10 protein-coding genes are annotated in these 12,975 nt (G+C 67.3%); all 10 read right to left on the minus strand.

What is annotated here, in order from left to right; translation table 11 throughout:
* Positions 1 to 105: 105 nt before the first annotated feature.
* On the minus strand, positions 106 to 654 hold the full coding sequence (locus VEIS_RS31625) for a tripartite tricarboxylate transporter substrate-binding protein (protein WP_407831820.1): 549 nt from the start codon (positions 652 to 654) through the stop codon (positions 106 to 108).
* A 37-nt stretch (positions 655 to 691) separates the two neighbouring features.
* Positions 692 to 1,804: an enoyl-CoA hydratase/isomerase family protein gene (locus VEIS_RS13360; protein ID WP_011810483.1), complete on the minus strand. Its 1,113-nt coding sequence runs from the start codon at positions 1,802 to 1,804 to the stop codon at positions 692 to 694.
* Entirely contained in the window at positions 1,801 to 2,676 is an 876-nt protein-coding gene (locus VEIS_RS13365) for a DMT family transporter (protein WP_011810484.1), read from the minus strand. Before VEIS_RS13365 ends, VEIS_RS13360 begins: the two co-directional genes overlap by 4 nt.
* A gap of 12 nt (positions 2,677 to 2,688) precedes the next feature.
* Positions 2,689 to 4,512 (minus strand): translational GTPase TypA, encoded by a 1,824-nt coding sequence (gene typA, locus VEIS_RS13370; RefSeq protein ID WP_011810485.1) that lies wholly within the window; start codon positions 4,510 to 4,512, stop codon positions 2,689 to 2,691.
* Entirely contained in the window at positions 4,509 to 5,504 is a 996-nt protein-coding gene (gene truB, locus VEIS_RS13375; protein ID WP_011810486.1) for a tRNA pseudouridine(55) synthase TruB, read from the minus strand. The genes typA and truB overlap by 4 nt, the downstream gene beginning before the upstream one ends.
* Before the next feature lie 2 nt (positions 5,505 to 5,506).
* Entirely contained in the window at positions 5,507 to 5,869 is a 363-nt protein-coding gene (gene rbfA / locus VEIS_RS13380) for a 30S ribosome-binding factor RbfA (protein WP_011810487.1), read from the minus strand.
* Positions 5,870 to 5,872: 3 nt separating this feature from the next.
* Entirely contained in the window at positions 5,873 to 8,845 is a 2,973-nt protein-coding gene (infB, locus tag VEIS_RS13385; protein ID WP_011810488.1) for a translation initiation factor IF-2, read from the minus strand.
* 23 nt (positions 8,846 to 8,868) lie between these two features.
* Positions 8,869 to 10,353, minus strand: coding sequence for a transcription termination factor NusA (gene nusA / locus VEIS_RS13390; protein ID WP_011810489.1), 1,485 nt, complete (start codon positions 10,351 to 10,353; stop codon positions 8,869 to 8,871).
* Between the two features lie 73 nt (positions 10,354 to 10,426).
* Complete coding sequence (gene rimP / locus VEIS_RS26305; protein ID WP_157048506.1) at positions 10,427 to 11,164, minus strand: ribosome maturation factor RimP; 738 nt, start codon at positions 11,162 to 11,164, stop codon at positions 10,427 to 10,429.
* A 199-nt stretch (positions 11,165 to 11,363) separates the two neighbouring features.
* Positions 11,364 to 12,932, minus strand: coding sequence for a malonate--CoA ligase (locus tag VEIS_RS13400; RefSeq protein WP_041950027.1), 1,569 nt, complete (start codon positions 12,930 to 12,932; stop codon positions 11,364 to 11,366).
* Positions 12,933 to 12,975: the final 43 nt, after the last annotated feature.

The raw sequence follows: 12,975 nt of genomic DNA on the forward strand, positions 1-12,975 counted from the left end.
AGGCGAAGGTATTCCATCGATCGCCGCCCGGCCGCCCGAAGGCGCTCATACCGTAGCCGGAGGCGAAGGTATTCCATCGATCGCCGCCCGGCCGCCCGAAGGCGCTCATACCGTAGCCGAAGGCGAAGGTATTCCAGTGCGCCGGGCATGGAGGGCGTGCCAGCGGCAGCGCAGGCCGGCGGTCACCGCCAGCGGCCGCAGACACCCGGACCGTATATGCCCCAACGACGACGCCACGTTGGCCAAGAACAGCAGAGCCTGCCAGCCCATCACATCGTTCAGTGCCGGGCCGCCACCACGGCAGGGCACATGGATGGGTTCCACCTCGGCCAGTGGCTCGAAGAATGCGCTGGCCAAATGCTGTGCCGATCCGTTGCCCGACGAGGCGCATGCGAGCGTTCCGGGCTTCGGTTCCCGCTGCTGCTGCTGTGGCCGCCAGCCAGAGGCGGCGGGCCATCGAAACGCCGGTTCGCATGAGGCTCTCCCCGGGGGTTTCCATGAAGGGCAGAAAGACCGTGGCGCGGGCCGGAAAGCCGCAGTCCGCCCCCCGTGATCGCGCGCTGATCGGGCCTTGGCGTGGGTGGGGGACGGCTCATGGGGTGATGCCGGGCCATGGGGACGTGGGGATGGGGGACGATGCCGCCGCCGCGCCAAGCCAACACCCGGCGCGCGGGGCCGGCCACGCTGCCGGTCAGGCCAGGTGCGCCAGCGGATGTGCGTGTGCGGGCCAGGGGCTGGTGAAGAACGGGGCCACCATTGCCGGGGTCACGTCTTCGATGCGGGCGGGGTTCCACCGGGGCGCATGGTCTTTGTCTATGGCCAGTGCGCGGATGCCTTCGAGCGTTTCGCTGCGGCCGGGGCGCAGGAAAAAGCAGTGGCGCACCAGGCCGCGCTCCATGCGCAACTCGTCGGCCAGGCCCATGCCGCGCGCGCGGCGGATTTGCTCGAGCACCACATGCAGCATCAGCGGCGAGCGCTGGCGCAGCGTGGCGGCCGTGGCGCTGGCCCAGTCGCTGCGGGCGGCTTCGAGCGCGGTCACGATCGCCGTTGCGTCGGGCAGCGAAAAGTAGTCGTCGATCTGCGCTCTGGCGCACGCCGGGCGCGCGTCTGCGGCGCTCGATCGGGCGGCCACGAAGTCCGCCAGCGCCGTGCCGTCGGTGTCGCTTTGCCTGCCCAGCGCGTCCCAGACGGCGGCTTGCTGGTCGGCGCGCAGGTAGCCGTCGGCCAGTTGGTTGGCGATGGCGTCGGCGGCGCCTATGGTCTGGCCGGTCAGCGCCAGCCATTCGCCGACATGGCCGGGGCAGCGGCTCAGGAAGTAGCCGCCTGCGACATCGGGGAACAGGCCGATGGCCGTTTCGGGCATGGCCATCCGGGTGCGCTCGGTCACCACGCGCAGCCTGGCGCCTTGGCTGATGCCCATGCCGCCGCCCATCACGATGCCGTCCATGAAGGCAATGTAGGGCTTGCGGTAGTTGTGGATCAGGTGGTTGAGCGCGTATTCCTCGGTGAAGAAGTCTTCCAACTGCGGGTCGCCCTGGCTGCCCGCCTGGTGCAGGAAGCGGATGTCGCCCCCGGCGCAAAAGGCGCCGAAGGGGCCGTCCTTGCTGCTGCCGCGTATCGCCACTGCATGCACCTGCGCGTCGCTCTGCCAGGCCAGCAGAATGCGCATCAGCGCCCGCACCATGGCCAGCGACAAGGCGTTGAGCGCGCGCGGACGGTTCAGGGTGATGAAGCCGACCTGGCCGCGCACTTCGCTCCACACCTCGTCCTGCGGTGCCGATGCCGGTGTCGGTGTCGGTGTCATTTTTGATCCTTCCATGCCAGCAGTTCGTTGAATACCAGCGCACCGATCACCAGTGCGCCGCCGGTCAGCACGGCGGCGCCGGGTTTTTCGCCCGCGCCCAGCCATGCCAGCAAGATGCCGAAGATCACTTCCAGCAAGCTCAGCAGCGCGATCTCGGGCGCCCGGAGCACGCGCGCGCAACGCACGGCCAGCACGCAGGGGATGGCCAGTTGCGCCAGGCCCAGCAGGGCCAGCAGTCCGATGTCGTGCAGCGAGGCTTGCAGCGGCAGGGCCAGCGGCAGGGTGGCGCCGACCGACAGCACGGCGCCCACGAGCACGGCGGGCACCAGGTCCACGGCCTGGCCATGGCGCTGCGCGTGCTGCACCAGCGTCCAGTTGGTGGCCGCAGCCACCGGCACGCACAGCGCCACGATGGTTCCGGCCAGCGGCAGGCCCGTGACCTGCGAGCCATACATCCAGACGATCCCCAGGCCCGCCACGGCAATCGCCACCCAGGTGCGTGGCGCGATCCGGTGGCCGATGAATGCCCGCGCAAACAAGGCGGTGAGCAGCGGGCCTGCGGCCATCGTCAGCAGCACGTTGGCCACCGGCATCAGCATGATGGCGAGCATGAAGGCGGTGAACATCACGCACCAGCACAGGCCCGATATCCAGAGCATGCGGCCGGTTTTGTGCATCGCCGCAAACACCGCCCGCCCCTGCATTGCCGGCAAGATGACCAGCAGCGCCAGCAGCGTGAACAGGCTGCGCCAGAAGGTGACCTCGAAGCTGCGCGCATGCTCCAGGTGGCGTGTGACCACGCCGGCGGTGGACCACATCAGGGCGGTGGCCACCATCAGCAGCACGGCGCGGGAATGGCTCAGTTCGCGCATCGGTGCGACGGCTCAGGCCCGGCTGGCGCGCTTGCGCTCGGATTCGCGCAGGTGGCGCTTGCGCAGGCGTACGGATTTGGGTGTGATCTCGACGAGTTCGTCGTCTTCGATGAACTCCACGCCGTACTCCAGCGTCAGGTCGATCGGGGGCGTGATCTTGATCGCGTCTTCCTTGCCGGAGACGCGAAAGTTGGTCAACTGCTTGGTGCGCGTGGCGTTGACCACCAGGTCGTTGTCGCGGCTGTGGATGCCGACGATCATGCCTTCGTACACCGGGTCGTTGGCGCGCACGAACATGCGGCCCCGGTCGTCGAGCTTGCCCAGCGCGTAGGTGAATATCTCGCCGTCATCCATCGCGATCAGCACGCCGTTCTTGCGCCCGCCGATCTCGCCCCGGTGCGGTTCGTAGCCGTCGAAGATGTTCGAGATCAGGCCGGTGCCCCGGGTCAGGTTCAGGAATTCATTGGTAAAGCCGATCAGGCCACGGGCCGGTATGCGGTATTCCAGGCGCACCCGGCCGCGGCCGTCGCTGTCCATGTTGACCAGCTCGCCCCGGCGCTCGCCCAGGGCCTGCATCACGCCGCCCTGGTGGGTTTCTTCGATGTCGGCCGTGACCAGTTCCATGGGCTCGCAGCGCACGCCGCCGATGTCCTTGTAGACCACGCGGGGCTTGGAGACGGCCAGTTCGTAGCCTTCGCGGCGCATGTTCTCCAGCAGGATGGTCAGGTGCAGTTCGCCCCGGCCGACCACTTCGAAGACGCCGTCCTCGCCGGTCTCTTTGACGCGCAGCGCCACGTTGTGCTGTAGTTCCTTTTGCAGCCGGTCCCAGATCTGGCGGCCGGTCACGTACTTGCCTTCGCGGCCGGCCAGCGGGCTGGTGTTGACGCAAAAGTTCATGATCAGCGTGGGCTCGTCGACCTCGAGCATCGGCAGCGGGGCCGGGTTGGCGCTGTCGGTCACGGTCACGCCGATGCCGATGTCGGCAATGCCGTTGATCAGCACGATGCTGCCCGGGCCGGCCTGCGTGACCTGCACGCGGTCCAGGCCCTGGAAGGTCAGCACCTGGTTGATGCGGCCCTTGCCGGATTGGCCCTCGGGGCCTTGCATCACCTGCACCTCCATGCCGGGGCGGATCGTTCCCTGGCTGATGCGCCCGACGCCGATGCGCCCGACGAAGCTCGAAAAATCGAGCGCCGAAATTTGCAGTTGCAGCGGCGCCGCCGGATCCCCGGCCTGCGCCGGCACATGCCGCAGCACGGTGTCGAACAGCGCCGACATGTCGGGCCCCCACTGCTCGCCGGGCGCGCCTTCTTCGAGCGCGGCCCAGCCGTTGATGCCCGAGGCGTAGACCACCGGAAAGTCGAGTTGCTCGTCGGTCGCGCCGAGCTTGTCGAACAGGTCGAACGCGGCGTTGACCACCTTGTCGGGGTTGGCGCCGGGTTTGTCCACCTTGTTGACCACCACGATCGGCTTGAGCCCCAGCGCCAAGGCTTTCTTGGTCACGAAGCGGGTCTGGGGCATGGGGCCTTCCTGGGCGTCGATCAGCAGCAGCACGCCGTCGACCATCGATAGCGCCCGCTCGACTTCGCCGCCGAAGTCTGCGTGGCCCGGGGTGTCGACGATGTTGATATGCGTGCCGCGCCAGCTCACGGCGCAGTTCTTGGCCAGGATGGTGATGCCGCGCTCGCGTTCGATGGCGTTGTTGTCCATCACGGTGTCGACGATTTTTTCGTGCTCGGCAAAGGTGCCGGACTGGCGCAGCAACTGATCGACCATGGTGGTTTTGCCATGGTCGACATGGGCGATGATGGCGATGTTGCGGATGGGTGTGGTCATGTTTCTTCCAATATGCCGCAGTCCTGTCGCTGCGGCTGGCTTGCCAGGATTTGGGCGATTTCCAGCGCACTGAGCAATCTGTCGGGCAGCAAACAGCCGCCCGCGATATGGCCCACCCCCAGCAATGCCGGCGGATCGGCGCCAAACACGGCCACGGCCGGGGCGTCGGGCCAGGCCCCACGGCGCGGCAGGCCGGACAGAAAGCGCGCTGCATTGTCGCTGTCGAGCGTGACGCGCAGATGCCGGGTCAGCAGCGATTGCGGCGGTTGCAGGCAGGCCAGGCGCTCGGCTTCGGGCAGGGCTTGGAGCCGCTCCAGGCTGATGCAGCGCTCGATCCCGATGCCGCCGCTGTCGGTGCGGCGCAGCGCGCTCAGGTGCGCCCCGCAGCCCAGCGCGGCGCCGATGTCCTCGGCCAGCGTGCGGATGTAGCAGCCTTTGCTGCAGGTCACTGCGATCTTGATGGCTGTCTGCGCAGGAGCGTGCTGCACCAGCGATAGTTCGAGCGCATGGATGACGACGGCGCGCGCGGCGCGCTCGAGCGCAATGCCTGCGCGCGCGTAGGTGTACAGCGCCCGGCCATCCTTTTTCAGCGCGCTGTGCATCGGCGGCAACTGGCTGATCGGGCCGGTGAACTGCCGCTGCACGGCCGACAAGCGCTCCGGCGCCAGTTGCGCCGGGTCGACGGCGCAGCGTTGCAGCACCGCGCCCTCGGCGTCGCCGGTGCTCGTGGTCACGCCCGGCAGCGCGATGGCTTCGTAGGTCTTGGGGGCATCGAGCTGTAGTTGGCTGAATTTGGTGGCCGCGCCAAAGCACAGCGGCAGCACGCCGGTGGCCAAGGGGTCGAGCGTGCCGGTATGGCCGGCTTTTTCCGCGCGCAGCAGCCATTTGGCTTTTTGCAGGGCCTGGTTGCTCGACAGGGCGAGCGGTTTGTCGAGCAGCAGCACCCCATGCACGGGGCGCCGCTGCACCCGGGTGCGGGACGCTGGCGGCATGGCTAATCCTCTTTGGCGCGCGTGGAGACCGCCTTGGCAATCAGCGCGTTCATGTCGGCCGCGCGCTCGCAACTGCGGTCGAAGACGAAGTGCAGCGTGGGCACGGTGTGGATTTGCAGCCGTTTGAACAGGCCGTTGCGCAAAAAGCCCGCCGCCTGATCGAGCGCCGCCTGCGTTTGCTCCGGCGTGCCAGTGAGCAGGCTGAAGAACACCTTGGCGTGGGCGTAGTCCGGGCTGATCTCCACGCCTTGCAGCGTGACCAGGCCCAGGCGCGGGTCTTTCAGGCGCGCCAGCAACTGCGTCAGATCGCGCTGTATCTGGTCGGCCACCTTGAAGGCCCGGTGCGAGGGTTTTTTGCCAGCCATTGCTTACAGCGTCCGCGCGATTTGCTTGATGTCGAAGAATTCGAGCTGATCGCCTTCCAGGATGTCGCTGTAGTTCTTGAGCTTGATGCCGCACTCGAAGCCTTCCTTGACTTCCCGGACATCGTCCTTGAGGCGCTTGATCGAGTCGACTTCGCCGGTATGCACCACCACGTTCGCGCGCAGCAGGCGGAACCTGGCGTTGCGATGCACCATGCCGGAGGTGATGTAGGAGCCGGCCACGGTGCCGATCTTCGATGCCGTGAACACCGTGCGGATCTCGGCCGTGCCGATGATCTCCTCGCGCTGCTCGGGCGCCAACATGCCGGACATCGCCACGCGCAATTCATCGACCGCGTCGTAGATGATGCTGTAGTAGTGCAGGGCCACGCCATTGCCTTCGGCCAGCTTGCGGGCGCCAGCATCGGCGCGCACGTTGAAGCCGATCACGACGGCCTTGGAGGCGATCGCCAGGTTGATGTCGGACTCGCTGATCGCGCCCACGGCGGCGTACACCAGTTGCACCTTGACCTCGTCGGTCGAGAGCTTGAGCAGCGACTGGGCCAGCGCTTCCTGCGAGCCTTGCACATCGGCCTTGACGATGATCGGCAGCATCTTGACCTCGCCGGCCGTCATGTCGGCAAACACATGTTCGAGCTTGGCCGCCTGCTGCTTGGCCAGTTTGGTGTTGCGGAACCGCCCGGCGCGGTAGGTGGCGATTTCACGCGCCCGGCGCTCGTCGGTCAGCACCATGAATTCATCGCCGGCCTGCGGCACCTCGGTCAGCCCCTGGATTTCGACCGGGATCGACGGGCCGGCCGTCTTGGCCGGGCGGCCGTTTTCGTCGAGCATGGCGCGCACGCGGCCGAAGGTCTGGCCGGCCAGCACCACATCGCCGACCTTGAGCGTGCCGGACTGCACCAGCACGGTGGCCACCGGGCCGCGGCCCTTGTCGAGCTGGGCCTCGATCACCAGGCCCTTGGCCAGCGCATCGACCGGCGCCTTCAGTTCCATCACGTCGGCCTGCAGCAGCACATGCTCGAGCAATGCGTCTATGCCCTGGCCGGTTTTGGACGACACCGCGACAAAGGGCGAATCGCCGCCGTAATCCTCGGGCACCACCTGCTCGCCGATCAGTTCCTGTTTGACGCGGTCCAGGTTGGCGTCGGGCTTGTCGGCCTTGGTGATGGCGACGACGATGGGCACGCCGGCGGCCTTGGCATGTTTGATGGCTTCCCGGGTCTGGGGCATCACGCCATCGTCGGCGGCCACCACCAGGATCACGATGTCGGTGGCCTGGGCGCCACGGGCGCGCATGGCGGTGAAGGCTTCGTGGCCGGGGGTGTCCAGGAACGAGACCATGCCGCGCGGCGTTTGCACATGGTAGGCGCCAATGTGTTGCGTGATGCCGCCGGCTTCGCTGGCGGCCACCTTGGCGCGGCGGATGTAGTCCAGCAGCGAGGTCTTGCCGTGATCGACGTGGCCCATCACCGTCACCACCGGGGCGCGCGGCAGCACCTCGATGCTTTGCTGCGCGACATCATCGTCGGCGAAGGCTTCGGGGTCGTCGAGCGCCGCCACCACCGCCTTGTGGCCGAGTTCCTCGACCACGATCATCGCCGTGTCCTGGTCCAGCGGCTGGTTGATGGTGACCATCTGGCCCATCTTCATCAGCGCCTTGATGACCTCCGAGGCCTTGATCGACATCTTGTGCGCCACCTCGGCCACGGTGATGGTTTCGGGCACATGCACTTCGATGATGCGCGTCTCCGCCGGCGCTGCCTGCAGATGCTCGTCGCGCTGATCGCGGCTGTCGCCACGGCGCCCGCGCGGGCCGCCGCGCCAGTTGTTGCGCCCGACGCCGCCGCTGCTGTCGCCACGGGTCTTGATTTCCTTCTTTTTCGCCGGGTCACCGGCCCAGCTCGAGGACAGCTTGGCCGACTTGACTTCCTTGCCTGCGCCCGGCGCGCCGGCCGCAGCGCCGGCGCGTGCGGCCCCGGCAGCCGTGCGCGTGGCCCCGACGGCGGGCTTGTGCAGCGTGCCTTTTTTGGCATCGCCTGCGGCGGCAGCGGGCTTGGGCACGGGCTTGGGCGGCGGCTCGGGTTTTTTCGCGACCATGACCGCCTTCTTGGGCGTGGCCAGCATCGAGCGGATGGCGGCCGCTTCGGCCTCGGCCTTGCGGCGGCGGGCGTCCAGATCGGCGGCGCGGGCCGCTTCTTCGTCCGAGCGGGCCTTCGATTCGGCCGCCGCCTTCGCGCGCGCCTGCAACTGGGCCGCGTTGCGCGCAGTGGCCTCGGCCGCCTGCTCGCGGGTCGCCACTTGCTTGACGGCCGAGGCCGCCGCTTTCTTTTCGGCCTCTTGGGCGGCGTAGGCGGCGGCGCGCTCTTCGGCTTCGCGCTCGCGCTTTTCCCGCGCCTCGCGTGCGGCACGCTTGGCGGCCAGTTCGGCCTCCTGGCGGCGAATCAGTTCGGCCTGGTGGCGTGCTTGCTCCTCACGCCGGGCCAGTTCCTGGTCCTCGCTGGACAGGGCCGGCGCGGCGCCGTCCGCTGCCGGCGCAGCATCGGCCTGCGCCTGTTCGGCGGGCGCCTCTGGCACGTCGTGCTGCGCGGCAGGCGCCGGATGCTCCGGCTCGGCGAATGCGGCAGAACCCGCGCCGTCGGCCGCGCCCTCCTGGGCATCGTCGCGCTTGACGAAGGTGCGCTTTTTGCGCACCTCCACCTGTATCGTGCGCGCCTTGCCGGTGGCGTCGGCCTGCTTGATCTCGCTGGTGGACTTTTTGACCAGCGTGATCTTTTTGCGGTCGACGGAGGTCGTGCCATGGCTGGCTTGCAGGTAGGCGAGCAGCCTTTGCTTGTCCGATTCGGTCAACGCATCGGAGAGGGCGGCCTTGCCCACGCCCGCTGCCTTGAGTTGATCGAGCAGGGTTGCAGGCGATTTTTTGAGTTCGGTGGCGAACTCGGCGACGGTATTGCTGGACATATTGGGTTCGGCCTCCCTGGCCTTTACGCTTGCCCCGCGAACCAATGTTCGCGCGCCTTCATGATCAAGGCTTTGGCTTCCTCTTCGGACTGTCCGGTCAGGTCGGTCAGTTCATCGATGGCCAGATCGGCCAGATCGTCACGGGTATGCACCCCGCCCTTGGCCAATTGGGCGATCAGCGCCGGGGACAGGCCGCCGAGGTCGCGCAGGTCCTGGGAGACCTCCTCGACGCTTTCCTCGCGGGCGATTTCCATCGTCAGCAGCGCATCCTTGGCCCGGGCGCGCAGTTCGTTGACGGTGTCTTCGTCGAAGCTGTCGATCTCCAGCATTTCCTGCAACGGCACATAGGCCACTTCTTCCAGGCTGTTGAAACCCTCGGCGATCAGGATGTCGGCGATTTCCTCGTCGACATCGAGCTTTTCCATGAACAGCCGGCGCGCCGTGTCGCTCTCTTTGGCCTGCTTTTGCGCCGACTCGGCGGCGTCCATGATGTTGATCTTCCAGCCCGTCAGATCGGCGGCCAGGCGCACGTTCTGGCCGCCGCGGCCAATGGCGATGGCCAGGTTCTCCTCGTCGACCACCACGTCCATCGCGTGCTTTTCTTCATCGACCACGATGGAGGACACATTCGCCGGCGCCAGCGCGCCGATCACGAACTGGGCCGGGTCTTCAGACCACAGCACGATGTCGACACGCTCGCCGGCGAGCTCGTTGGTCACGGCGTTCACGCGCGTGCCGCGCACGCCGACGCAGGTGCCGATCGGATCGACCCGCTTGTCGTGCGAGAGCACGGCGATCTTGGCGCGCGAGCCGGGGTCGCGCGCGCAGCTTTTGATCTCCAGCAGGCTTTGTTCGATCTCGGGCACTTCCTGGCGGAACAGTTCGATCATGAATTCCGGGGCCGAGCGCGACAAAATGATGGGCGCGCCGCGCAGGCTCAGGTCGACCTCCATGATCATCGCGCGCACACGGTCGCCGCTGCGCAGGTTTTCCTTCGGAATCAACTCGCTGCGGCGCAGGCGCCCTTCGACGCGGCCGGACTCGACGATGATGTCGCCCTTGTCCATGCGCTTGACGGTGCCGGTGAAGATCTTCTCGCCGCGCGACATGAAGTCGTTGAGCAGCATTTCGCGCTCGGCGTCGCGGATTTTCTGCAAGATCACCTGCTTGGCCGCCATCGCGCCAATCCGGCCTATCGGCACGGAATCGACGGTTTCTTCGATGTACTCGCCGACTTCGATGTCGGCGATGCGCTCCTTGGCATCCATCAGCAGTTCTTCGGCGTCGGGGTTTTGCAGTCCCGCCTCGTCGGGCACCACCAGCCAGCGGCGGAACGTCTCATGGCCGCCGCTTTTGCGATCCACGGCCACGCGAATGTCCACCTCGCCCTGGTAGAGCTTCTTGGTCGCCTGGGCCAAGGCCGACTCCACGGCGTCCAGCACCACATCGCGCTCGACATTCTTTTCGCGCGAAATGGCATCGATCAACATCAACAATTCGAGACTCATGCGACGACTCTCCTGGTTCAACCATCCGAAGGCCGGTGCCGCGCCGTGCAACGCGGCACCACCCCACTCACATTCAACCCGCCGGCGCTGCCCCGGCCTTGCCTGTGCGCCCCTTGAAATCGACGATGGGCGCCAGACGCATATCCCGTACCTCATCGAGGCTGAAGCCCAGCGCCTGCAACGGCGCGGGCAAGCGCTTCTTGCCGACCCTCTGGCCGGGCTTGGGCGGCGGCGCGTCGCTCCAGACGATCTGCCAGCCCCCCGAGGCCGTCCGCTCCAGCGTGCCGCGAAACTTCTTGCGGGTGGCGCCCACCTTTCCCGCTGCGGCGCCGCCGATCGGCGCCTTCAGCGTGATGTCGATGACCGAACCGGCAAAGCGCAGCAAGTCCTGCTCGCCGCGCAACGGCCGATCGATGCCGGGCGACGCAACCTCCAGGCGCTGGTACTGCACGCCGTCGACCTCCAGCGCAAACTGCAACTGGCGCGTGACCTTCTCGCAGTCTTCGAGCGTCACGGACTGCGCCGGGGTCGACACCGCGCCGTTCGGCGCGGTTTCCAATGCCGTCGCGCCGCTCGGAACGGTTTCCAATGCCGTCGCGCCGTCCGGCGCGGTGTCCAATGTCCCCGCGCCGGACGGTGCCGGCTCCAATGCCAGCGCGCCGTCCGGCGCCGGCTCCGCTGCCGCGCCATTGGGCGCAGGCCAAGGCAAATCGATGGTGACGCGCAACAGGCCGCCGGCAGAGCGCTCGATCTCCACCAACGCATAGCCCAGTCCCGTCACTATGGGTTCAACGATTTGCTGCAAAGCCACGATGCCACTTGTCCAGTTCAATCCCGCAACGACGAAAAACCCGATAACCCCCGGGGGACTCCTCCCCGACAGCTTCGAGTTCCAAAAGCATTCGACCAAAAAAAACGGGCGGTGGTGCTGTACCCGCCCGGCTGGTCGTGAGAGGCCCATTGTAGCGGCTAAAGCCTGGGCGTAAAGTACTGATTTTGCAAAGACGCGCTCAAAGGAACAGCCCCCGGTACTGCTCGCGCAGCAGGTTTTTTTGCACCTTGCCCATCGCGTTGCGGGGTAGTTCGTCGACGACAAAGCAGCGTTTGGGCGTTTTGAAGTTGGCCCACTGCGCCCGCAGCGTGGCGATGATGGCTTCGCCGTCGAGCGCGGCGCCCGGCTTGGCAATCACCACGGCCACGCCGACTTCGCCGAAGTCGGGGTGGGGCACGCCCACCAGCGCACTCTCGGCCACGCCGGGCAGCGCATTGATGCAGCCTTCGATCTCGGCCGGGTAGACGTTGTAGCCGCCGCTGATGATCAAGTCCTTGCTGCGCCCGACGATGCTCAGATAGCCGCGTTCATCGAACTGGCCCAGGTCGCCGGTCTTGAACCATCGGTCGCCCGGCGCCGCGCCGGTGAAAGCCTCGGCCGTCTGCTCGGGCATGCGCCAGTAGCCCTTGAACACGTTCGGGCCTTGCACCTGGATCTGGCCGATCTGGCCCACGGGCAGGGGCTGGTCGGCAGCGTCGGCCACGCGCAGGCCCACGCCGGGCAGCGCAAAGCCGACGGTGGCGCCGCGCCGCTCGCTCTGGCCGGCATGGCGCGCATCGGCGCCGTAGGGGTTGGAACTGAGCATCAGGGTCTCGCTCATGCCGTAGCGCTCCAGGATGGAGTGGCCGGTGCGCTGCTGCCAGGCGTCGAAGGTCTCGATCAACAGCGGGGCCGAGCCGCAGATGAACAGGCGCATCCGGCTGGCGGCCTGCCGGTCCAGCCCCGGCTCGGCCAGCAGGCGCACGTAGAACGTGGGCACACCCATGAAAACCGTGGTGCGCGGCAGCGCGGCCAGCACCGCCCGAGGGTCGAACCTGGCCAGCCAGATCATCTTGCTGGCGTTGATCAGCGCGCCATGGATGGCCACGAACAGGCCGTGCACATGAAAGATCGGCAGCGCGTGGAGCAGCACGTCGCCGGGCCGAAAGCCCCAGTAGTCCTTGAGCACCAGCGCATTCGACAGCAGGTTGCCATGGGTGAGCATCGCGCCCTTGCTGCGGCCCGTGGTGCCGCTGGTGTAGACGATGGCGGCCAAGTCGTCGGCCTGGCGCGGCACCGGCTGGTGCTGCGCGCCATGCGCGCTGGCGCGCTCGAGCAGGCTGCCGCTGCGGTCGTCACCGAGCGTGAAAACATGCTGCGTGCCCCGGGTGAAGGCGATCTTGCTGACCCAACTGAAGTTGCCGGGGGTGCACACCACCACGGCAGGCTCGGCGTTGTCGATGAAGTAGGCGATCTCGGCGCTGCGGTAGGCGGTGTTCAGCGGCAAAAACACGTGGCCGGCACGCAGCGTGGCCAGGTAGAGCAGCAGGGCCTCGACGGACTTTTCCACCTGCGCCGCGACGCGGCTGCGTTCGGGCAGTTTCAGCGCCGCGAGCAGGTTGGCGATGCGCGCGCTGGCATGGTCCAGGTCGCGCCAACTGTAGCGCAGCACGCTGCCGTCGGGCGCGCTGGTTTCCACGGCAGTGCCGTCGAGGTCGGCAGGGAAGGCGGCGCGCAGGGCGCTGAAAAGATTGTGTCCGGTCGTCATGGCAGGTGGATGGCAGGGTTTGTGGCAGTGATGCATCGACTCT

Origin of the sequence: Verminephrobacter eiseniae EF01-2, assembly GCF_000015565.1 — a bacterium.
Lineage (GTDB): Bacteria > Pseudomonadota > Gammaproteobacteria > Burkholderiales > Burkholderiaceae_C > Acidovorax > Acidovorax eiseniae.

Coding starts and splice junctions, on each gene's coding strand:
- VEIS_RS13360 (WP_011810483.1), bottom strand. CDS start 1,804: ATGACACCGACACCGACACCGGCATCGGCACCGCAGGACGAGGTGTGG.
- VEIS_RS13365 (WP_011810484.1), bottom strand. CDS start 2,676: ATGCGCGAACTGAGCCATTCCCGCGCCGTGCTGCTGATGGTGGCCACC.
- typA (WP_011810485.1), bottom strand. CDS start 4,512: ATGACCACACCCATCCGCAACATCGCCATCATCGCCCATGTCGACCAT.
- truB (WP_011810486.1), bottom strand. CDS start 5,504: ATGCCGCCAGCGTCCCGCACCCGGGTGCAGCGGCGCCCCGTGCATGGG.
- rbfA (WP_011810487.1), bottom strand. CDS start 5,869: ATGGCTGGCAAAAAACCCTCGCACCGGGCCTTCAAGGTGGCCGACCAG.
- infB (WP_011810488.1), bottom strand. CDS start 8,845: ATGTCCAGCAATACCGTCGCCGAGTTCGCCACCGAACTCAAAAAATCG.
- nusA (WP_011810489.1), bottom strand. CDS start 10,353: ATGAGTCTCGAATTGTTGATGTTGATCGATGCCATTTCGCGCGAAAAG.
- VEIS_RS13400 (WP_041950027.1), bottom strand. CDS start 12,932: ATGACGACCGGACACAATCTTTTCAGCGCCCTGCGCGCCGCCTTCCCT.